General features: G+C 66.5%; 20 protein-coding genes and 1 pseudogene. 4 read left to right on the top strand and 17 right to left on the bottom strand.

The features are described from left to right. A pseudogene (locus CBW50_RS20040) lies at nt 1-335 on the bottom strand (hypothetical protein); the annotation flags it as partial. Nucleotides 336-487: 152 nt separating this feature from the next. On the opposite strand from CBW50_RS20040, the gene CBW50_RS20035 reads away from it, so the two are divergent. Further along, nucleotides 488-1,189 carry a PhaM family polyhydroxyalkanoate granule multifunctional regulatory protein gene (locus CBW50_RS20035; protein ID WP_086147176.1) on the top strand — a complete coding sequence of 234 codons (702 nt, stop codon included), beginning with the start codon at nt 488-490 and terminating at the stop codon, nt 1,187-1,189. Nucleotides 1,190-1,210: 21 nt separating this feature from the next. Here the strand turns inward: CBW50_RS20035 and CBW50_RS20030 are convergent, their stop codons facing one another. The 11 genes from CBW50_RS20030 to CBW50_RS19980 all read right to left on the bottom strand — a co-directional run bounded on the left by CBW50_RS20030 (nt 1,211) and on the right by CBW50_RS19980 (nt 12,631). Beyond that, on the bottom strand, nt 1,211-1,474 hold the full coding sequence (locus CBW50_RS20030) for a hypothetical protein (RefSeq protein WP_253251964.1): 264 nt from the start codon (nt 1,472-1,474) through the stop codon (nt 1,211-1,213). A gap of 16 nt (nt 1,475-1,490) precedes the next feature. Then, a complete protein-coding gene (locus CBW50_RS20025) occupies nt 1,491-3,218 on the bottom strand; it encodes a tetratricopeptide repeat-containing response regulator (protein WP_086147175.1) in 1,728 nt (575 codons plus the stop codon). 11 nt (nt 3,219-3,229) lie between these two features. After that, the gene (locus CBW50_RS20020) at nt 3,230-3,949 is read right to left on the bottom strand and encodes a sensor histidine kinase KdpD (protein WP_086147174.1); all 720 of its coding nucleotides are present in this window, start codon (nt 3,947-3,949) and stop codon (nt 3,230-3,232) included. Between the two features lie 172 nt (nt 3,950-4,121). Beyond that, nucleotides 4,122-5,933 carry a family 2A encapsulin nanocompartment cargo protein cysteine desulfurase gene (locus CBW50_RS20015; protein ID WP_086147173.1) on the bottom strand — a complete coding sequence of 604 codons (1,812 nt, stop codon included), beginning with the start codon at nt 5,931-5,933 and terminating at the stop codon, nt 4,122-4,124. Continuing rightward, entirely contained in the window at nt 5,908-6,837 is a 930-nt protein-coding gene (locus CBW50_RS20010; RefSeq protein ID WP_076565434.1) for a family 2A encapsulin nanocompartment shell protein, read from the bottom strand. The genes CBW50_RS20015 and CBW50_RS20010 overlap by 26 nt, the downstream gene beginning before the upstream one ends. Nucleotides 6,838-6,954: 117 nt before the next feature. Continuing rightward, entirely contained in the window at nt 6,955-7,179 is a 225-nt protein-coding gene (locus tag CBW50_RS20005) for a helix-turn-helix domain-containing protein (RefSeq protein WP_086147172.1), read from the bottom strand. 7 nt (nt 7,180-7,186) lie between these two features. After that, the gene (gene epsC, locus CBW50_RS20000; RefSeq protein WP_086147171.1) at nt 7,187-8,173 is read right to left on the bottom strand and encodes a serine O-acetyltransferase EpsC; all 987 of its coding nucleotides are present in this window, start codon (nt 8,171-8,173) and stop codon (nt 7,187-7,189) included. Between the two features lie 19 nt (nt 8,174-8,192). Then, the gene (locus tag CBW50_RS19995) at nt 8,193-8,690 is read right to left on the bottom strand and encodes a rhodanese-like domain-containing protein (protein WP_086147170.1); all 498 of its coding nucleotides are present in this window, start codon (nt 8,688-8,690) and stop codon (nt 8,193-8,195) included. A gap of 228 nt (nt 8,691-8,918) precedes the next feature. Continuing rightward, the gene (mnmC, locus tag CBW50_RS19990; protein WP_086147179.1) at nt 8,919-10,547 is read right to left on the bottom strand and encodes an FAD-dependent 5-carboxymethylaminomethyl-2-thiouridine(34) oxidoreductase MnmC; all 1,629 of its coding nucleotides are present in this window, start codon (nt 10,545-10,547) and stop codon (nt 8,919-8,921) included. A 2-nt stretch (nt 10,548-10,549) separates the two neighbouring features. Continuing rightward, nucleotides 10,550-11,113 (bottom strand): DNA-3-methyladenine glycosylase I, encoded by a 564-nt coding sequence (locus CBW50_RS19985; protein WP_086147169.1) that lies wholly within the window; start codon nt 11,111-11,113, stop codon nt 10,550-10,552. A gap of 39 nt (nt 11,114-11,152) precedes the next feature. Beyond that, nucleotides 11,153-12,631: a PLP-dependent aminotransferase family protein gene (locus CBW50_RS19980; RefSeq protein WP_086147168.1), complete on the bottom strand. Its 1,479-nt coding sequence runs from the start codon at nt 12,629-12,631 to the stop codon at nt 11,153-11,155. 109 nt (nt 12,632-12,740) lie between these two features. Between CBW50_RS19980 and CBW50_RS19975 the strand changes: the two genes are divergently transcribed. Together CBW50_RS19975 and CBW50_RS19970 are read left to right on the top strand one after the other, a co-directional pair. Beyond that, nucleotides 12,741-13,202: an OsmC family protein gene (locus CBW50_RS19975; protein ID WP_086147167.1), complete on the top strand. Its 462-nt coding sequence runs from the start codon at nt 12,741-12,743 to the stop codon at nt 13,200-13,202. Then, nucleotides 13,203-13,856 carry an FMN-binding negative transcriptional regulator gene (locus CBW50_RS19970; protein ID WP_086147166.1) on the top strand — a complete coding sequence of 218 codons (654 nt, stop codon included), beginning with the start codon at nt 13,203-13,205 and terminating at the stop codon, nt 13,854-13,856. A gap of 115 nt (nt 13,857-13,971) precedes the next feature. Here CBW50_RS19970 and CBW50_RS19965 read toward each other — a convergent pair whose 3' ends face one another. Both CBW50_RS19965 and CBW50_RS19960 read right to left on the bottom strand, forming a co-directional pair. Next, the gene (locus CBW50_RS19965) at nt 13,972-14,409 is read right to left on the bottom strand and encodes a CHRD domain-containing protein (protein ID WP_086147165.1); all 438 of its coding nucleotides are present in this window, start codon (nt 14,407-14,409) and stop codon (nt 13,972-13,974) included. A 168-nt stretch (nt 14,410-14,577) separates the two neighbouring features. Then, nucleotides 14,578-15,135, bottom strand: a complete 558-nt coding sequence (locus CBW50_RS19960) for a helix-turn-helix domain-containing protein (RefSeq protein ID WP_076565423.1) — start codon at nt 15,133-15,135, stop codon at nt 14,578-14,580. 243 nt (nt 15,136-15,378) lie between these two features. On the opposite strand from CBW50_RS19960, the gene CBW50_RS19955 reads away from it, so the two are divergent. Beyond that, complete coding sequence (locus CBW50_RS19955; RefSeq protein ID WP_139842576.1) at nt 15,379-15,615, top strand: hypothetical protein; 237 nt, start codon at nt 15,379-15,381, stop codon at nt 15,613-15,615. On the opposite strand, the gene CBW50_RS19950 is transcribed toward CBW50_RS19955, so the two are convergent. Genes CBW50_RS19950 through CBW50_RS19940 form a run of 3 tightly spaced genes read right to left on the bottom strand, consistent with a single transcriptional unit; the run spans nt 15,612 to nt 19,726 of the window. Then, on the bottom strand, nt 15,612-16,619 hold the full coding sequence (locus CBW50_RS19950) for a spore coat U domain-containing protein (RefSeq protein ID WP_086147163.1): 1,008 nt from the start codon (nt 16,617-16,619) through the stop codon (nt 15,612-15,614). The genes CBW50_RS19955 and CBW50_RS19950 overlap by 4 nt on opposite strands. Next, nucleotides 16,619-18,961, bottom strand: a complete 2,343-nt coding sequence (locus CBW50_RS19945) for a fimbria/pilus outer membrane usher protein (RefSeq protein WP_086147162.1) — start codon at nt 18,959-18,961, stop codon at nt 16,619-16,621. Before CBW50_RS19945 ends, CBW50_RS19950 begins: the two co-directional genes overlap by 1 nt. 36 nt (nt 18,962-18,997) lie before the next feature. Beyond that, on the bottom strand, nt 18,998-19,726 hold the full coding sequence (locus CBW50_RS19940; RefSeq protein WP_086147161.1) for a molecular chaperone: 729 nt from the start codon (nt 19,724-19,726) through the stop codon (nt 18,998-19,000). Nucleotides 19,727-19,735: the final 9 nt, after the last annotated feature.

The raw sequence follows: 19,735 nt of genomic DNA, 5'->3' as shown, positions 1-19,735 counted from the left end.
GCCGGCGCCGCGGGCGCGACCGGCCCTTCCGGCACATCGCTGGCAGGCGCCGTCAACTGGGCCGTCACGCTCGATGGCAGCGCCGTCGGCGGCGGCGGTGGCGGCAAGCGGGGCTCGGGCACGGGCTGCAGCTTGGGCGGCGGCGCCACCGGCAGGGGCTTGGGCGCTTCGGCGATCAGGGCCATGCTGACCACCTGCTGCCTGTCCAGTCCCGGCGGCACCGTGTCCGCATGCGAAGTGAGCCATTCCAGCGCCATGTAATGCAGCACGCCGATGACCGCGACAATGACGACGGTACGGCGGCGCGGTGGCGAAAAGAAGGAAGCGGGCATCATGGGCGCTAGTGTACCGCTTTCGCCCCACTGCTGCCCCTTGCCCGCGCTCAACTTCTGATGTTTTATGTAAGAAAATGTTGGCGGCATTGCGTCAGTTGCAAGCTGATATCTGCTACGCTAAGGGCAGGAACGAACCTACCAGGAGACTCAGCATGGCAAATCCGCAAATGCCCCACATTCCGGGCGCAGCAGTTGTGACCGATACGCTCGACTTCGTCAAAAACCTGTGGGGCAGCATGAGCGTCCCCGGCATGGGCATGCCCGGCATCACGGCGCCCACCATGTCGGTGGAAGAACTGGACAAGAAAATCAGCGACCTGAAAGCCGTCGAAGCGTGGCTGAACCTCAATACCAGCATGCTGCGCGGCAGCATCCAGGCACTGGAAGTGCAGCGCGGCACCATCGCCACTCTGCAATCGATGGGCGCTTCGCTGGCGGCGGCCATCAAGCAGCCGGGCGCCAGCGACAAGCCGCTGTTCGAATCCGCACCCTACGCTTCCGCATTTTTCCAACAAGCAACGCCAACACCGGCCGCCCCTGAACCGGCGCCCGCGCCTGCCCCGGCGGCGGAACCTGCGGCAGCGGCGCCCGGCGACGCGGCGGGCCATGCAGCGGCCCAGCTGGCCAATCCAAGTGCTTGGTGGAATTTGTTACAAGATCAATTCAAACAGGCGGTGTCGACGGCGATGTCGCCCGATGCGGCGGCGGCCAGTTTCGGCGGCGCCGTCAACGCCAAGCCAGCGGCCGGCAAGCCGGGCAAACCTGCAGAGGCAGGCACGGCAGCCAAGGCTCCGGTGCGCAAGGCGCCCGCGAAACGCGCGGCGCCCAAAGCCAGGACGGCAGGCAAGGCCTGACGTCCCGTGGCGGCGATATGATCAGGCGATACGATGAATGCGGATCGCCTCGATCATGTTGTCGGCCTGGCGTTTAACGTCACCGATTGTGATCAGGCCTTCGTCGGCCAGCGCCTTGGCGTGCTCGTACGAAGTCTGGAATGTTTCCAGCGTGTCTCCCTTGGCGGCAACCGGGCGTACCCAGGCAACGGCGCCGACTTTCATTTTTTTGTACACTTCATTGACCACATCACGCATATTTTCTTCCTTATTGTTGTAAAGCAACTCAAGCGCAGGCGCGCCCACGCTGACCCCTAGTTTATCATCCGCCGCGCTCGCGCACCGGTTTTGCGGGTTTTTCCGGCGCGGCCTCCGTATTTTCCACCACCACGGCCTCCCCTTCCGGCGCCGGCGGCGGCGTCAGTTGCACCAGTTGCTCCATCAACTGGGCGAAGCGCTGTTGTCCTGGTGCAATTTTGTCTACATACAACAACACTTCCATGGCCTCTGCCGCCAAGTCCGCCTGGTAGCCGCGTTGTTGCAGGAAGGAAACGATGATTTGCGCGGAATTGAACAGGATGCGCAGATTGTTCGGCAGCTTTTCGCGCGCCGCGCGCATCCAGGCCACCGCTTCGTTGAGCTTGTCCGTCTTCCACAGCAGCACGCCCTTGTTCATCAGATCCGACGCTTCCTTGCGCGAGGCGATGATCAGGCTGGTGCCTTCGTCGCCCATCTTGGCCTTGTCGAAAATCTTTTGCACCTCGTCCTGCACCACCTGGTTGTCGTGGTTATTCTTCACCACGTAGCACAGCAGGCCGGCCGGCGCATCCTTGACGCCGACGGCAAACAGCAGGGTGGCCAGCTCCATGCAGATGTTTTTCTCGGGCCGCGCCGGGTCTTCCGCCAGCATCGCTTCGAGTTCGTCGCCGCACTTGCGCGCGCGCCGGTAATCGCCCGTTTCGTGGTGCACCATGCCTTCCGTGATCTTCGCGCGCAGGCCGATCTGCTCGGGCGAGAATTCGCGCTGCGCCAGCAGCAGCCATTGCAGCGCCTCCTTGGCATCCTTTTTCAGGCCGCACACGCGCGCCAGGCCCAGGTAGGCGTCCGGCGTCTTCATGACGGAAAACTCGCCGATGGAAATACACTTGCGGAAAGCCTTTTCCGCCATGCTGACATTGCCCACTTTCAGGGCCGCCAATCCCAGGTTGCGCTGGCGCGGCACGGAATTGGGCGACAGGCGGGCCGCCTTTTCCAGCACGCCGCAGGCCTCTTCGTGCTGGCCCATCAGCTGGTAGGCGACGGCCATCTGGTCGTAGGCGTCGATGTAATACTTGTTTTCGACGATCACGCCCTGGAAGATCTGCCGCGCCACCTCGTGTTCGCCATTGTTCATGCGGATCTTGCCCAGTCCCGCCCTGGCCCAGCTGTAATCGCGCTCGGCCAGCACTTTTTCGTACACGGCGCGGGCCTTTTCCGGCTCGCCGCTTTTCAGCAGCAAACTCGCCTTCATGCGCAGCAATTCCAGCTCGTGCAGCTTGTTGACTTCGATCTGCGCATCGCACAATTTGGCCGCGCGCAGATAATCCTTTTCCATGCAGGCCTGGTCGATTTCGCGGAAGACCTGCTTCTTGTGCCAGACGCGGTTCAGCCGCGTCAGCAGCACGCCTTCCGTGATGGGCTTGATCAGGTAGGCGTCCGGCTGGTGCTCGGCCGCGCCCATCACCGATTCCACGCTTTTCTCGGCCGACACCATCAGCCACACGCTGGACGGCGCCGTCAGGTTGCGCACGCGCGTCTCTTCCAGCACCTGCTGGCCGTTCTTGCCTTCACCGAGGTTGTAATCGCACAGCACCACGTCGTAGCGCGTCTTGGCCAGCAGCTTCATGGCTTCGCCGCCGCTGGCCGCCTGGTCGATATGGCGCGCGCCCAGGTTGCGCAGCGATTCGCGCAGCAGGATGCGGATGCCGATGAAGTCGTCGACCAGCAGATAATGCTTGTCGGCCCAGTCGGTGCTGCCCGCTTCGGCGGCGGTGGCGTGGCTGTCGGTCATGGTGTCCTCGCTCAGGGCAGGCGCAGGGTGAAACAGCCGCCGCCCAGGGCGCCGCCATTGGCCAGGGCGATGCTGCCGCTCTGGCCCCGGTGCTTGTGCATCTTCGCCACTTCGCTGGAAAAATACAGGCCCAGGCCCGTGCTGTTGGTGGAAAAATTCACGCCGGAGGCCATGCCGTCCATGGCCGCGCTGCCCGCGTCGAGCAAGGCCTGCGTATAGCCGTCGCCATTGTCTTCCACGCGCAGCTCCAGCATGCCGTCGCGCTCCTGCACGGACAGGCGGATGGTGTCCTGCGTATAGCGGATGGCGTTGTTGATGGCATGCGCGAGCACGCCGATGACGAGGTCTTCGTCGAGGGTCCAGATCAGCTGAGGCGGACAGGCCGTTTCCAGGCGTATGCCCTTGGAGGCCAGCAGGATCTTTTCCTGGTCGACCACCTGGTCGATGACCTGGCTCACCAGCTGCGGCTGCACGTCGAAGGGGTAGCCGGGCTTGCCCACTTCCTTGTACAGGGCCAGCAGCTGGATCAGGTTATCGTTGAGACGCTTGGTCTGGTACAGCATCTGCGCCATCTGCAGGTAGGCGGGATCGGCCTGCGGCGCGGGCTTGGCCTGCTCGGCCGCCAGCAGCGACTCCAAAGTGCCACTGACGACGCTGATCGAATTCTTCATGTCGTGCACGGTCGACGCCAGGAACAGGAATAGCTCGGGCGAGCTGTGTTGATCTTCCACCGGATATCTCCTCGGGCGCCGGCGGCACGGCGCCGCGGCTTGAATATTGCCAAGGATAAATTATACCGCCAGCCTGCGGCCGCCTGCCAGCCGCGCGCAAAGTCCGTGACATGACGCAACAATGCCGCCCCCGCTGGCGCAGGGACGGCATCAGCTTGCCAAGCAGACAAGATCAGCGGCGCGCGCCCGCCAGGCGGCGCACCACGGCGATCATGCGGTCGATCTCCTCGTACGTGTTGTAGAAGGCAAACGACGGGCGCACCGTCGCTTCCACGCCGAAGCGGCGCAAAATCGGCTGGGCGCAATGGTGGCCCGAACGCACGGCGATGCCCTCGTCGTTGAGCGCGCGCCCCACTTCCGCCGGCGCATGGCCGGCCAGCACAAAAGAAGCCACGCTGGCCTTGTCCAGCGCCGTGCCGATCAGGCGCACGCCGGCAATCGCTTGCAGGTGGTGCGTGGCGTATGCCAGCAGCGCGTGCTCGTAGGCGGCGATGTTTTCCAGGCCGATGCGCTGCACGTAATCGATGGCCGCGCCCAGGCCCACGGCGTCGGCGATATTGCCCGTGCCGGCCTCGAAACGGTTCGGCACGCCCTGGTAGACGGTGCGCTCGAACGTCACGTCGGCGATCATGTTGCCGCCGCCCTGCCACGGCGGCAGCTGCTCGAGCAAGTCGGCCTTGCCATACACGGCGCCGATGCCCGTCGGGCCGAACACTTTATGGCCCGAAAACACGTAAAAGTCGGCCCCCAGCGCCTGCACGTCCACGCGCAAATGCGACACGGCCTGCGCGCCGTCGACCAGCACGCGCACGCCGGCCGCATGCGCCAGCGCGATGATCTGCGCCACGGGCGTCACCGTCCCCAGCGCATTCGACACCTGCGTCACGGACACCAGCCGGGTGCGGCCGTTGAGCAGCTTGCGGAACTCGTCGAGGATGATCTGCCCGCTGTCGTCGACGGGAATCACGCGCAGCATCGCGCCCTTTTCCGCCGCCAGCTGCTGCCATGGCACGATATTGGCGTGGTGTTCGAGCTGCGAAACGATGATCTCGTCGCCGCTGCCGATGTACTTGCGGCCGAAGGTGTTGGCGATCAGATTGATGCCTTCCGTGGCGCCGCGCACGAAAATGATTTCATTGGGAGAAGCGGCGCCGAGAAAACTCGCTACCTTGGCGCGCGCGGCCTCGTACGCGTCGCTGGCGCGCGCCGCCAGCGCATGGGCCGCGCGGTGGATGTTCGAATTCTCGTGCGCATAAAAATATGCGATGCGATCGATCACCGACTGCGGCTTGTGCGTGGTGGCCGCATTGTCGAACCAGGCCAGCGGCTTGCCGTTGACCCGTTCGGCCAGCACGGGAAAGTCGCGCCGCACGGCGTGCACGTCGAACGGCGCCGGCGTCTGCCCGTCGCCCCGCTGGGTCCCCGCTGGCCGCGCGGGCAGCTCGGTCTGGAAATAGAACGCGGGCTGGCTGCTGGCCGGCGTCACCGGCAGCTGGCGCGCAGGCGAGCGCTCTGGCGCGGCAAGCCAGCCACGCAGATCTTCGGGAGCGGCCTGCCCCAGCCCCTGCTGCGCCAGGCCATCGAGCTTGCTGCCTGACGCGGGATAACCATGCGCGCCACCGATAAAATAATACGGCGATGGCGCAGCGGGCGCGTTGATCGCCGACAAGCGCGGCGTCGGCACGGAGGCGGGCGCCGGTGCGAGCGGAGACGCCAATGGCGCCGTCACGGGCGGCACCTGCGCCGTCGCCACGCCGGGAGCGATGGCCGCGAACGAAGGGCCGGGTTGCGGCGGCGCACGGTGCACATAGCGGGGCGCCGCATCGAGCACGCTGCCCGAGCCGCCAAGGCTGGGGGATTTATCCGGACCGGGCAGCCGCGCGAAAAATTCACCGGCCAGGCGGTTCAGGGTCGCCTCGTCGGGCAGGAAGGACGGCGGCGCCAGGGCCGCCGCGCCATCACTTGTAGGTGTCTGGGTAGTCATGGTATTTACCGATCTCCACGTCTTCCAGTACGGCCAGCGCATCGTCGGTCAGCACGGCCAGCGAGCAATACAGCGAAATCAAATAGGACGAAATCGCATGGCGGTTGATGCCCATGAAGCGCACGGACAGGCCCGGGCTTTGCTCGCCCGCCAGGCCAGGCTGGAACAGGCCGATCACGCCCTGGCGCTGCTCGCCCGCGCGCAGCAGGATGATTTTCGTCTTGCCGTCCTCGATGGGCAGCTTATCGGACGGCACCAGCGGCACGCCGCGCCAGGTGAGAAACTGGGAACCGAACAGGCTGACGGTGGGTGGCGGCACGCCGCGGCGCGTGCATTCGCGGCCAAAGGCGGCAATGGCCAGCGGATGGGCGAGGAAGAAGCCAGGCTCCTTCCACACTTTCGTCAGCAGTTCGTCGAGGTCGTCCGGCGTGGGCGCGCCCGTCAGCGTAAAGATGCGCTGGTCGTCGTGCACGCTGGCCAGCAGGCCGTAATCGGGATTGTTGATCAATTCGCTTTCCTGGCGCTCCTTGATCGTCTCGATGGTCAGGCGCAGCTGCTCCTTGATCTGGTCATGCGGGCTGCTGTACAGGTCCGACACGCGCGTGTGCACGTCGAGCACGGTGCTGACGGCGTTGAGAAAATACTCGCGCGGCTGCTCGTCGTAGTCGACGAAGGTTTGCGGCAGTTCCGACTCGTCGCGCTGCGAACAGGCCACGCGCACGTCCTTCGGGTTTTTCACCCGGTTCAGGCGGTAGATACCCGCTTCCACGGGCAGCCATTGCAGCAGGTGCACCAGCCAGCGCGGCGTGATCGTGGACAGCTGGGGGACGCTCTTGCTTGCATTGGCCAGCTGGCGCGCGGCGTTATCGCCCAGCGCAAACTGGCTCTCTGTTACTTCTGCCATGACGACTCCTGATGAGAAAAATGAATATGCTTATCTGAAAAACAAATAAAGTATCGGGCGTCTCCCCTCTTCTCTCAACATGCTATCGCCATCATCGTGGCGCTGAATCGACCCGCTTTAATCCACCAGCTCCGGCTCGCAGCGGGCCATCAATCCCGCCAGGCCGACGCCCAGCGCGATGGCCAGTTTTTCCACCGTCAGCAGCGACGGCGTGGCGGCGCCCCGTTCGATTTCGCCGATGAACGAGCGGTTCAAGTCGGCCGCTTCGGCCAGCCGCTCCTGCGACCAGCCATGCCCTTCGCGCAACTGGCGCACGGCCAGTCCAAACTGTTTGATCAACATGCTGTCCTCATGGGTGGTGGGCAAAGGCGGGGTGGGATGGCGCCGGCAAGTCCGGCGCCTCCTGCTGGTTGTGCGCTTGCGTGATGTTGCTGCCGGGCGCCACGTTGCGGGTCAGCCAGACGTTGCCGCCGATGACGGAACCCTGGCCGATGGTCACCCGTCCGAGGATGGTGGCGCCCGCATAGATCACCACGTCGTCCTGCACGATGGGGTGGCGCGCCAGTCCCTTTTTCAGCACGCCGCCGGCGCCGGCTGGAAAACGCTTGGCGCCCAGGGTGACGGCTTGATAAATGCGCACCCGTTCGCCGAGGATGGCCGTCTCGCCGATCACCACGCCCGTGCCATGGTCGATGAAAAAGCTGCTGCCGATGACGGCGCCCGGGTGGATGTCGATGCCCGTCTGCGAATGGGCCACTTCGGCGATGATGCGCGCCACCAGCGGCGCACCGAGCGCATACAGCGCGTGCGCCAGGCGGTAATGGATGATGGCCAGGATGCCCGGATAGCACAGCAGCACTTCATCAACGCTGTGCGCGGCCGGATCGCCATGGAAGGCGGCCGCCACGTCCGTGTCGAGCTGGGCGCGGATGCGCGGCAGCGCGCGGGCAAAGCGCTGCACGATGGCCAGCGCCTGCTGTTCGACCGGCTCCGTCTGCTGCAAGCCGTGCTGGCGCGCGTGGTAACTGAGTTCGCGCCGCACCTGTTCGTGCAGGCTTGTCAAGGTCGTGTCGAGCGTGTGGCCGACAAAAAAATCCTCGCTCTCCTGCTGCAGGTCGAGCGGGCCCAGGCGCATGGGAAACAGGGCCGCGCACAGGGCGTCGACGATGTCGCGCAAGTGCTGGCGCGACGGGAATTCGCGCGCGCCGCACTCCCGGCTGCTCATCAAGCCGTCGCGCCAGCGCTCGCGCACGGCGCGCAATTCATCGACGATCTGGCGCAATTCCCACTGCGGCTGCGCGGCGAGGGAGACGGGAGGCAAGGCTCGCTGGTTCATGGTGGTCCTGAAAGGTGAATTAGTCTTGCAGCCAGGGGAGTGCGTGCCAGCGCCAGCCGCCGCTGTGGCCGCGCTGCTGATGTGCGTCAAGGTCGCCCTCGAAGCCTTGTGCGATATTAAAGACATGCGTAAACCCCGCTTTGGCGGCCGCTTCGGCGGCCAGCGCCGAGCGCTTGCCGCTGCGGCACAGCAGCACCACGACGGCCTCCTTGCCGCCCGCCTTCGCTTCCAGTTCGCGGGTAAAACGGGGGTTGCGGTGCATGGCCGTGCCGGTGGCCCAGGCCACGTGCAGCGAGTGCGGCACGTAGCCGACGAAGGTGCGTTCCTCGCTGGTGCGCACGTCGACCAGCACGGCTTTGCCGGCCTGCACCAGCTGCCAGGCATCCTGCGCGCTGACGACGCCCGCATACGGCAAGCCTTGCGCCTGCGCCTGGGCGCGGGCCAGATGGAGTACTTCGTCAAACGCCGCCTCGCCGTGCGCGGCGCGGGGATCGAAAATCAGTTCTGCAGCAGCCATCTTTCCACCTCTTGATTCCGTCGTCAAAATCCAGCACGCGTCCACTGTAGCGAACTTATGTTGTTCGGAAAACAAATTAAAAAGAGTTTGGAAAGCTGAAAAACACATATGGGGACTACGCGTGGAGCGTCCGCATATGGGGTCAGACCCTCACGCGCGTTGGCGCCAGGCTTTGCGTCAGCTGTGTTGGGGGTCTGCCCCCAGCCCTCGCCTGCTCTGCGCCAACGCTCAACCAGCGCGGCGGCGCTCGCGCAGCAAGAAACGCGCAGGGTCGAGCGCCTCCGCCAACTGCCTCTCCAGCGGCAGCGGCTCGCCCTCGAGCTGACAGGCCAGCAGCTCGGCCGCCAGCGGCGCCCAGATCAGGCCGCGCGAGGCATAGCCGAGCAAGCCAAACAGGCCGGGCCAGCGGGGCACGTCGCGCAGGCGCTCGCAGCGGCCCGGCACGCCCGGATCGGGCAAGGCGCCCGCCAGCGGCAGGCGGTCCGGTGCCACGCAGCGAAAGCCCGTGCGCCCGGCCAGCGGCGCGTCGAACGGGGCCACGCCCAGAATGTCGGCGATCTTCCCGATATTTTCTTGCTGGCTCGACGGGCGCAGCTTGGCGTCCGCGTCCGCATCGTAGCTGGCGCCCACGCAGACGACGCCCTGATAGGCCGGCGTCATATAGGCTTCGCGGCAGACGACGAAGGGCACGGACGGCAGGCTGGCTTCGGCCAGGTGCGTGACCTGGCCGCGCACGGCGTCGAGCGGCAGGCCGGCCGCCTGTTCAAAATCGATCGCGCCCGTGCCGGCGGCCAAAACGACGGTGGGCGCGGCCGCGATCAGGGCGCCTTGCGCATCGCGCAGCAGCCATTCGCCGTCGCCGCGCTCCAGGCGCAGCGCGCTGCTGGAAAAACGCCGCGTCAGCAGGCTGCCGCAGGCGTCGAGCATGGCCGCGCAGACAGAGGCTGGGCGCGCCCAGCCTCCCTGTGCGAACCACCAGGCGCCGTCGGGCGCCGGCGCGCCCAGCATGGCGGCCGCTTGCGGCGCTTCCAGCCAGCGGGCGAAGCCGGGCGGATACTGGCCGCCGGCGGCGATCTGCCGCTGCACCTGCGCATGTTCTGCATCGCGCGCCAGTTGCAGCACGCCGCATTGCGCGCCGTCAAAGGCGGCGCCGATGCCGCCCAGCCCCCTCCAGTAGCGCAGCGAATACAGGTAGGCGGCGCGCACCAGGCGCGTGGCGATATTGTCGTCCTTCGACAGCTGCGGCATGAAGATGCCGGCCAGGTTGCCCGACGCTTCGCTTGCCGGCTGCGCGTGGCGCTCGACCAAGGTCACTTTCCAGCCGCGCGCGGCCAGGCGTTCGCAGGCGGCGGCGCCGGCCACGCCCGCGCCGATGACGATGGCGCGCCGCTCCGGCGCCGCCGTGCCCACGCTGTCGCCGCGCCGGGCATAGAACACGGCGCGCAAGCGGCTCTCGTCGAAGACAAAACCGTTCTTTTGCAGCGCCGCGCGCTGCGTTTCGTCGAGGTGCACGGCATGCAGGCGCGCGCCGTCAACCATCAGGCGCGCCAGCACCGGCGTGGCCGGCGGCGCCCAGGCCAGGTGCACTTCATCGACTCTCGCCGACAGCTGCGCCAGGCAGGCATCGGGCTCGCCGATCAGCACGTCGAGGATGACGAGGCCGTCGCGCGAGGCCAGGCGGTGCAGGCCCGGCACGCAGGGTGGCCATAGGCTGCGCCACGGCTCGGGCAACTGGCTGGCGTCGACGGGACGGGGCGCCAGCGCGATGTAATGCAGCCTGCGCCCGCCATGCCGGGCGCAGGCCGCGTGAAAGCGCGCGCCGTCGAAATCCGTGTCGAGCGTGACGAGGGGCTTCATCGTCAGCGCCCCGCGCGGCAAAAACAGGCGGGCGCGTGGTCGTTGACCATGCCGATGCCCTGCATGTAGGCGTAGATGATGGTCGAGCCGACGAACTTGAAGCCCCGCTTGCCCAGGTCTTTCGACAAGCGGTCCGACAGGGCCGTCCTGGCGGGGAACTCGCCGGGCTGCCAGCTGTTGACGATGGGCTGGCCATCGACGTAGGCCCACAAAAAGCTGTCGAGCGTGTGCCCTTCCGCGCGCAGGCGCAGATAGGCTTGCGCATTCGTGATGGCCGCCGCCACCTTCAGGCGGTTGCGCACGATGCCGGGGTCCGCCAGCAACTGCGCCACCTTGTCCGGGCCGTATGCGGCGATCTTTTCCGCATCCCAGTCGTCAAAAGCGGCGCGGTAAGTGTCGCGCTTGTTGAGGATGGTTTCCCAGCTCAGTCCCGCCTGCGCCCCTTCCAGGTTCAGCATCTCGAACAGCCGGCGCTCGTCGTGACAGGGCACGCCCCACTCCGTGTCGTGGTACTCGACATAGCGGGGATTGGCCGGATTGGCCCAGGCGCAGCGGAGAATGGTCATGGCATGTTCTTCGTAGGGGAAGCGGAGGTACAGTATAAATTATCGGCCGCGCAGCAGGCGCCCCAGTTCCAGCAAGCCGTGCGCCATCTCGGCCGGGGGAATGGCCGCAAAGCCCAACAGCAGCCCCGGCGGCGTGGCGCACTCCGGGCCCGCTGCCGGATCGGCATAGTGGCCCAGCGGGCGCAACTCGATGCCGCGCGCCAGTCCCGCGCCGGCCACCGCCTCTTCGTCGTGATCGCCGCGAAAATACGCGCACAGTTCCAGCCCGCTGTCGGCCGGGCCGCACGCGAGCTGGTCGTCAAGCTCGCGCGCGATGCCGCGCAACAGCAGGTCGCGCCGCTCGGCATTGCTGTCGCGCGTGCGGCGGATATGCCGGCCAAAGTGGCCCTCGGCGATGAAGTCGGCCAGCGCCATCTGCGGCACGATGGCCGTGTGGCGGTCCATCACGGCCTTGGCCTGCACCAGCGCCTCGGCCAGCGCGGGCGGCGCCACCATGTAGCCCAGGCGCAGCCCCGGAAACAGCACCTTCGACAGGGTGCCCACGTACACCACGCAGCCGGCCCGGTCCTGGCTTTGCAGCGACGCCAGCGGCGCGCCCGTGTAGCGGTATTCGCTGTCGTAATCGTCTTCCACCAGCCACGCTTTGTTGCGCGCGGCCCAGGCCAGCAGGGCCAGGCGGCGCGGTAAACTCATGCTCACGCCCAGCGGCATCTGGTGCGACGGCGTCACGTAAGCCAGCTTCGCCTGCGGGCAGTGCGCCACGCCATACGCCACGTCCAGCCCCTGCGCATCGACGGGGACGGGAAAGACGCGCGCGCCGGCCGCGCGCAGCGGGCCGCTGGCGCCCCGGTAGCCGGGCGACTCCATCCAGGCGCAATCGCCGGGCGCCAGCAGGATGGTCGACAGCAAAAACAGCGCCTGCTGCGAGCCGGACGTGATGACGATCTGCTGCGGCGTGCACTGGACGCCGCGCGAGGCCTTCAGGTACACGCACAGCAGCTCGCGCAGCGGCAGGAAGCCGGCCGGGTCGCCGTAGCCGAACTGGTGGTCGGGACGGCGCCGGCGCCGCCCCTCCAGCCGGTTCCACACGTCAAACGGAAAATGGTCGATGCGCGGCATGCCGACGCGGAAGGCGCGCAGCGGCCCCCGGTGGAACGCCACCTGGCGCATGGCCGCCACCACGCCCTGCCCGCGCGCCGACAGGGGCCGCAGCAGGCCGGGCGTAGCTGCCGGCGGCACTGGCAGCGGCACCTCGCGGCTGACAAAGGTGCCGCGCCCGACGGCGCCATCAAGATAGCCTTCGGCCGTCAACAGCGCATACGCATTGAGCACCGTCTGGCGCGACACGGCCAGCAGGCGGCAAAAATCGCGCGTGGGCGGCAGCTGCATGCCGGGGCTCATCCTGCCATCGAGGATGGCGGCCTTGATGGCCGCATACAGCTGGCGGAACAGCGGCTCGGCGGCGCCGCGCTGCAGCGGCAAGGTGGCGATGATCGGGTTCAGGTGGGAGGCTGGCATGACGGGATGGCTCTTGAATTGGTAGCTTCAAGATAGCACTTATTGGCTGTTTTAAATAGCCAAGACTGGCGCTAAGATGGCGCATCCCCTTTATTCTTGCGGAGTACCCATGCATCAGTTTTTCGCCACCGTGGCCTGGCAGCGCGACGGCCAGGATTTCGCCGGCCAGCGCTACAGCCGCGGCCATGAATGGCGGTTCGACGGCGGCCTGACGGTCCCCGCCTCGTCGTCGCCCCTGTCCGTGCCGCTGCCGATGTCGGTGGCGGAAAATATCGACCCGGAAGAGGCGCTGGTGGCCGCCGCGTCGAGCTGCCACATGCTGTTCTTCCTGTCGCTGGCAGCGCAGCGCGGCTACGTCATCGACGATTACCGCGACGCCGCCATCGGCGAGCTGGGCAAGAATGCACAAGGCCGCCTGGCCATGACGCGCATCGTGCTGCGTCCGCGCATCGCCTTCGCGGGAACATCGCCCACGCCCGAGGCCTTGGCCGCCCTGCACCATGACGCCCACGAACGCTGCTACATCGCCAATTCGCTGACGGCCGAGGTGGTCGTGCAAGGAGCGCACTAGATGTACACGCCCGCCACCTTCCGCGAAGAGCGCCTCGACGTGCTGCATGGCCTGATGGCCACGCATCCGCTGGGCGCGCTGGTGCGCCACGGCGCCGATGGCCTGTGCGCCGACCATCTGCCGTTCGAGATCGCCGCGCCCACGCTTGATGCGCCATTCGGCACCCTGCGCGCCCACGTGGCGCGCGCCAATCCGCTGTGGCGCGCCGCCGGTGCGGACGATGACTGCATGGTGATCTTCCAGGGGCCGCACGCCTACATCACGCCCGCCTGGTATGCGGAAAAACAGCGCAGCGGCAAGGAAGTCCCCACCTTCAACTATGCGGTGGTACACGCGCACGGCCCCCTGCGCACCATCGACGATGCGGCATGGCTGCTGGGATTGGTGGCGCGGCTGACGGCGCGCCACGAGGCGGATCAAGCCGCACCGTGGCAGGTGGGCGATGCGCCGGCCGGCTATATCGACAAAATGCTGAAAGCCATCGTCGGCATCGAGATTCCCCTCACGCGCATCACGGGCAAATGGAAGCTGGGGCAGAACCGCAGCATGCAGGACCAGGCCAGCATGGCGCATGGCCTGGCGCTGGACGCCCAGCCGGGCGCCGCCCGGGCGCTCGGCGCGCTGATCGCCGCCAACGTCACCTCAGCGAGCTGACGGCCGCCGCAAACGTCAGGAACGACAGCGCCGTCGACACGAGGATGATGCGGGCGATGCGCGCAGCGTCGTGCTCCAGACGATAGGCGCTTGCCGGGAAAATGCTGGCGGCCGGCTACGGCTTGAGCTGGGCGCGGATCTCGCCGGCCGGGTAGGCGGCGCTGTGCACGTTCACGTACAGGTTGCCGGCCTGGTAGCTCGCATACTGGGACGGCGTGAGCATGGCGCCGGCCGGCACGGCAAACATGCCGGCGCTGGTCTGCACCAGCGGCACGATGACAGCGCCGTTGGCGCCGACGGGCGCTTCGTGGATATGCGCGACGGTGGCCACCATGCCCGTGTAGCGCACGCCGCCGCTGACGCTGCGGTCGTGCGCCACGCGGATATCGCTGTGGCCGCTGGCCGTGCTGGTATTGGCCGGCACTTCCTGCGCGCCCGTCAGGGTCACGTCATGGCCGCCCGGGTGATGCGGACCATGGGAACAGGCGCCCAGCAGGGTGGCCAGCGCCAGCACGGTGGCGGCGCGGCGTACGTGGTTTGGCAATGTGCTCATCGCAGTTCTCCTTCAACGGACATCGGCTTACGGATGGCGCCCTCCCGCACAAGCGGGCCTGCGCCGTGTCTCGCGCAAAAAAATCTTGCTGTAGTGCGACAGTAACGCCATCCCGCCGAGTCCGCTTTGCTTTGCGCCAAACTTGCTGCGCGCCCCGCCGCGCCCCGTTCAGGCAAGATGGCCTTCGGCCACCCAGCCACGGTTGGCGGGCGGCGCCTTCGGCTTGGGCGCGATGCCGCTGCTTTTTTCCGCATCGAGGATGATGCTGCGCATGCTGTCGCTGGCGGCCGGCCCCGGCGCGAACGCGTAGTACTCGTCATTGATGGGCAAGCCCGTCATGGCGTCGACCAGCACCGGATCGGCGGCCAGGCCCGTGTCGCGGCTGGCGATGACGAGGCTGGCGCCTTCCGGGGCGAAGTTCTCATTGCCCCAGGCAATGAAGGCCAGCAGGACGGGCTTGAATGCGCGGCCCGGCTTGGTCAGCACATAGTCATAGCGGGGCGGCTTGGCGCAATACAGGCGGCGCGTCATCAGCCCCCCTTCCACCAGGTCCGCCAGGCGGCGCGTCAGGATGGTGGGGGCAATCTTGAGGCTTTTTTCAAATTCATCGAAGCGCGTCTTGCCGTAAAACGCTTCGCGCAGGATGAGGATGCTCCACCATTCGCCCACCTTGCCCAGGCTGCGGGCAATCGGGCATGGCAAATTATTAAAGTTGGTATGTTTCATGACCATCTCCTCACGTTGATCCAACACAACAATCAAAAAAAATCTTGCAGTTGCCACACAAAAATTTAGTTACTATCGCTTTGCAAGCCGTTTCCCGCCCCGGCGAGGGCTTGAAAATACGCGAAAACTCACACTTTTCTTGCTCCAGTACAATCATGCCCAGTCCAGCTTCTCCCGTCCCGGTGTGCGAAACGGCGTCAGAGAATGTTGCTTCCCGTCCGTTTTTCACCTGATACGCTTACGATGACTCCTTTGAAATTTGCCGTCCTGCCAATGTTGCTCGCCCTCTCCCTCTGCCAGACCACCGCCGCCGCCACCGTCTCCTCCGCCTCGTTCCAGGCCACCTTCGTCATCAGCGAGGCCTGCACGATACGCTCGCACCTTGCGCAGGCCCAGGTGCAATGCCGCCATGCGACCCCCTATCAGGTACAGCCCGGCCAGAGCCCGGCAGGCGCGGACATGCTCACCGTCAGCTTCTAAAAATAAATCGTCGCCGTCACCGTGTCCTTGTAGTCGCCGGGGCGCGGCGACACCTGCGCCGGAACCCGGCCGTAAATCGTCAGCGGCACGCTCGCGCCCGTGCCCGTCCCCGTGACCATGGCGGTGCCGCCCGTGCCGTCGCCCCATGGCGGGCCATCGAGGGTGGACGACAGCAGATAGCTGACCTTGTCGGTGGTCACGGTGTTCTTCATTTGCCGGTTGGCCACATTGAGCGCCACGCTGCCGCCGTTCAGGGCAATCTGATACGCATTGTTGTTCACGCAGCGCACCGACAGGGTGCTGGTGCTGCGCAGGTTGCCCGTCAGGATGGAGGCGTTGGCAAACGCCATCGGCGTGGCCGTGATCGTGCAATCGTTGACGGCCGTCGCATTCACCGTAAAGCCGAAGCTGCCGCTGCTGGCGCTACAGCCCTGCAAGTTGACGAGGCCATACGTGGTGTAGGTGTAGGTGCCCACGCCGGCAAAGCTCGACGTATAGACGGTATTGGCGTTGGCCACCGTCGGCACGGCCGCCAGGGCGGCGCCGGCAGGAATCTTCGCATACACGGTGAACGTCATCGAATACGTGCCGGGCGGGGCCAGCAAGCCGGCCGACAGGACCATGTCGAACGTCGATGGCGCACCGGCCACGCCGGCGCCGCCCCAGATCTTCGCCGTCGCATATGAACTGTCCACGTACACGTTGTATTCCATGCGGTTGGCGCCGTTGCCCAGCTTGCGCGGCAGGGCCGAGGTGGAATTCGTGCCCAGCCCCAGCGAGATGCACACTTGCGCATTGGGCGTGAGCAACTGTCCCAGGTTCAGCGATGAAAACAGGCAGCTGAAGGTCCCCGTTGCCTGCGCCACGTAATCGGCGCCGGAAATCGGACTGATCTGACCGAAATCGATATTCGTCATGCTGACCGTGCAGGTATCGGCCGCCCGCGCCGCATTGCCCCAGGCACAGCCCAGCAGCAAGACGAGACATGGCAGCAGGCGGCGCATCAGCGGCCTCCCCCGGCGCCGGCAGCGCAGCGCAGCGGGCCGATCACGGGCAAGCCGCCCGCCGCCGGGCGCGCATAGGCAAAGCGCACCGTGCAGGTGCTGTCGCCTTCGCCAATCTGTAATTGATTTTGCTCAAGCAAGTCGTCGATAAAGGTGATGCCGTCAAATCCCACCACCGTGCGCTTGCCGCTTTGTACATGCAGCACGGGCAAGCCCGTGGCCAGCGGCTTGCCGTCGCCGTCCTGCACGATGACGGTGGCGGCGCTGTAGCGCCCGATGGGAAAGGCGGCCAGCACGCCGGCCAGCTGCCGCGGCACGACATTGATATGCGTCACGGGCACCCGCGCATCGACGCCCAGTTCATCCGTCGCGATGCTGATCTGGTTACTGCCATACGGATTCAGATTCGGCACCAGCAGATAGCCGCTGCCGCCCGTCACGCCGATCTGGCGGTTCTCATGCAACACGGGAATGTTCGCCACGCCGCCCGTGGACACCAGCGCATAGCCGTTGCCCACCTGGCGCGCCGCCTCCAGGTGGCCATCCATCAGCACCAGCGCGCCGGCCGCGCCCAGCGAAGAGACAGTGCCGCTGCGGCTGTTTTGCGTGCGCGCGCTCACGCGGCCGTCATTGCCCAGGTATTCCACTTGCGCCTGGCGGTAAGCGTTGCCGCCCGCCGTGCCGGCCTGCACGCTCCAGCCGAAGCCGCCGCCAAAGTCCGCCGCGCGCTGCGCGCCGACACTGCGGCCGCTCTCGCCGTTTTGCCGGCTGCCGTTCACGCTGAGGGCCAGATTGTTGTCGAAGGCCATGCTCAGGCCGAAGTAGAAACCCCGTTTATCGCGTTGCCGCAAGTCCTGGAACAGGCTGGCGCTGAAGAACAGGCCGTGAAACAGGGTGGCCGCATAGCCCACGGTAGCAATCTTCGACGGCGGCGCGCCCAGTGTGCGGTAACGGATATAGCTGCCGCTGATGCTGCTTCCGGCCGGCAATGGCAGGCTGACCGTGAGGCGGTCTGCCGCGCGCACGACGGGGCTGCCATCACGCGAGGCCAGGTCGCCAAAACCGGCGCCGGCGCGCACGCCTTGCACATCGATGCTGAAGCGCGGCCCCAGGTACTGATAACCGGCGCCCAGCTGCGCACCGCGGCTGCGGCCGGCGCTGGCCGACAGCGAACCGTTGAGCACGCCCGCCTGGCCCAGCCGCCACAACGCGCCCGCCCCCGCCTGATACAGGCCGGCCGCCAGTTCCGCATGGCCTTCGACGGTGAGACGGTCACTGACGCCATGGCGGCCGGAAGCGCTGGCGACCAGTTGCCGTTCATAGCCGAACAGGCGGCGGCCATAATCGCGCCGCACGGCTCCCGCCTCGACCGAGTAATCGCTCAAGCCGCCGGCCAGCATGCGCGTATCGACGTACAGGGGCAGCACGGTCGTCACGCTGCGCCCCAGCGCATCGCGGGTGACGATGGTGGCCTGGCCCGCGCCATTCACGCCGGCCACCTGGTTCAGGATGAATGGACCGCTGGGTACGCTGGCAGAGTATTGCTGTACGCCATTGACGTACAGGCTCAGCGACGATGGCACCAGCGCCGTGCCGTCGACGGCGGCGACGGGGAAGGTCAGCAGGTCGGGGCGCAGCTGGAAATTCTTGCGCCACTGCAAGCCACCGACGCGCACGGCGCGGCTCCAGCTCAGCGATGAGGAAATCAGGTCGCCCACCTGCCACGTTTGCAGGGTGGCGGGATCCGCATGGCTCCAGAACGTGTCAAAACGCATGTATTTGCGCTGGCCCGCGCCCAGGTTCACCGTGCCGGTATTGCTGAAGACGCCGCTGTCATTGAAGTAGCGCACATCGTTGAACAGGGCGGCGCGGCGCGTCTGTCCCAGTTCCGCATAGGCTTCGTAATTGAGCACGGCGCCTGGCGTGACCTGCGACGGCGGCGTCTGCGCCTCCGGGCGCGCGCTGATGCGGTACGGCGCGCGCAAGTCGTCCGCCACGCGCAGCGACACGCTCTGGCGCGCCGCGTCATAGTCGTAGCTGAGGCCTGGAATGGCGTCGAGCGCCACCTCGGCCTGACCGGGCGCGCCCAGGCGAGCCGGGTCCAGCCCCAGCTGCTGCAAGGTCGCCACGCTGCTGCGCAAGCCTTTGCCCACCTGGGTAAAGCGCAAGATCAGCCCGGTTGATTCAGCATTCAAGGTTACCTCCAGATACAGTTCATTCGGCGCCGCCGGATCGCTGGACAAGCTGGCCGGCCCCGGGTCGGCGCCCGTCACGCCGGGCGCGCCATCGGCCCAGTGCAGCGGCGCCATGGCCAGCAGCAACGCCGTCAGCGCGCGTGTCATGGTTCAGGCCAGTTGCGCCCGCCATGGCGGCAATCGTCAAGGTGTCGAAGTCTTGGCAATGAGCGCCTTCGCATTCACATTCACCGCGATGCTCAGCGGTCCATCCAGTTCAGCCTGGCCCGTGACAGGCAGACGCCATACGCGCATGCGTGCCGCCAGGACATAGCCGAACAGTCCCTTGCTGATCACAAACTCCTTCCCGGCCGGGTTCGTCAACGTCATCGCCCCGATCTGCGCATGGACATTGCCGCTGTTGCGGATGCGCAACATCCACTCGCCCTTGTCGCGGAACACTTGCCAGTCGAGCGCTTCCTTGCCCGGCGCGCCGGCCGGCAGCACGAACACGGGCACCGAATAGCGCAAGCGGATATCGACGCCGCTGCGGCCCGTGTCATCGTCGCGGCTGACTTCGTCGATGAGCACGCGATACGTCTTTTCCTGCGCGACGGGACCGGCCTGGGCACGCACCAGGCGGATGGTCTGGCGGCTGTTCGCAGCGATCTCGACAATGGGCGGACTGGCCACCAGTTCCTGGGTCGCCACCAGCGTTTCCTCGCCGTCGCGCTGGTCCCAGGCGAACACGCGCACCTGGCCATACATGGGCTGGTCGCCGAGGTTTTGCAGGTTGATGCCGGCCGCGCCCTGTTCGGCGCGGAAGTTGAGCGTCACCGGCGAAATCTGCAGATTGGCGCCCTGCACGCCCGCGGCACCGCACGCCAGCAGCGCCAGCCAGGGCCAGATCAGGGAGGCGGCAGCGGCCTTCATGCGTCGCCC

Source organism: Janthinobacterium sp. GW458P, assembly GCF_002127585.1.
GTDB lineage: Bacteria > Pseudomonadota > Gammaproteobacteria > Burkholderiales > Burkholderiaceae_D > Janthinobacterium.
The sequence above is the reverse complement of the archived record's forward strand: the minus strand, read 5'-3'. Positions and strand labels throughout refer to the sequence as shown.

Coding starts and splice junctions, on each gene's coding strand:
- CBW50_RS20010 (WP_076565434.1), bottom strand. CDS start 6,837: ATGGCAGAAGTAACAGAGAGCCAGTTTGCGCTGGGCGATAACGCCGCG.
- CBW50_RS20035 (WP_086147176.1), top strand. CDS start 488: ATGGCAAATCCGCAAATGCCCCACATTCCGGGCGCAGCAGTTGTGACC.
- CBW50_RS19960 (WP_076565423.1), bottom strand. CDS start 15,135: ATGAAACATACCAACTTTAATAATTTGCCATGCCCGATTGCCCGCAGC.
- CBW50_RS20025 (WP_086147175.1), bottom strand. CDS start 3,218: ATGACCGACAGCCACGCCACCGCCGCCGAAGCGGGCAGCACCGACTGG.
- mnmC (WP_086147179.1), bottom strand. CDS start 10,547: ATGAAGCCCCTCGTCACGCTCGACACGGATTTCGACGGCGCGCGCTTT.
- CBW50_RS19995 (WP_086147170.1), bottom strand. CDS start 8,690: ATGGCTGCTGCAGAACTGATTTTCGATCCCCGCGCCGCGCACGGCGAG.
- CBW50_RS20005 (WP_086147172.1), bottom strand. CDS start 7,179: ATGTTGATCAAACAGTTTGGACTGGCCGTGCGCCAGTTGCGCGAAGGG.
- CBW50_RS19980 (WP_086147168.1), bottom strand. CDS start 12,631: ATGCCAGCCTCCCACCTGAACCCGATCATCGCCACCTTGCCGCTGCAG.
- epsC (WP_086147171.1), bottom strand. CDS start 8,173: ATGAACCAGCGAGCCTTGCCTCCCGTCTCCCTCGCCGCGCAGCCGCAG.
- CBW50_RS19975 (WP_086147167.1), top strand. CDS start 12,741: ATGCATCAGTTTTTCGCCACCGTGGCCTGGCAGCGCGACGGCCAGGAT.
- CBW50_RS19985 (WP_086147169.1), bottom strand. CDS start 11,113: ATGACCATTCTCCGCTGCGCCTGGGCCAATCCGGCCAATCCCCGCTAT.
- CBW50_RS19965 (WP_086147165.1), bottom strand. CDS start 14,409: ATGAGCACATTGCCAAACCACGTACGCCGCGCCGCCACCGTGCTGGCG.
- CBW50_RS19940 (WP_086147161.1), bottom strand. CDS start 19,726: ATGAAGGCCGCTGCCGCCTCCCTGATCTGGCCCTGGCTGGCGCTGCTG.
- CBW50_RS19955 (WP_139842576.1), top strand. CDS start 15,379: ATGACTCCTTTGAAATTTGCCGTCCTGCCAATGTTGCTCGCCCTCTCC.
- CBW50_RS19970 (WP_086147166.1), top strand. CDS start 13,203: ATGTACACGCCCGCCACCTTCCGCGAAGAGCGCCTCGACGTGCTGCAT.
- CBW50_RS20015 (WP_086147173.1), bottom strand. CDS start 5,933: ATGACTACCCAGACACCTACAAGTGATGGCGCGGCGGCCCTGGCGCCG.
- CBW50_RS19950 (WP_086147163.1), bottom strand. CDS start 16,619: ATGCGCCGCCTGCTGCCATGTCTCGTCTTGCTGCTGGGCTGTGCCTGG.
- CBW50_RS19945 (WP_086147162.1), bottom strand. CDS start 18,961: ATGACACGCGCGCTGACGGCGTTGCTGCTGGCCATGGCGCCGCTGCAC.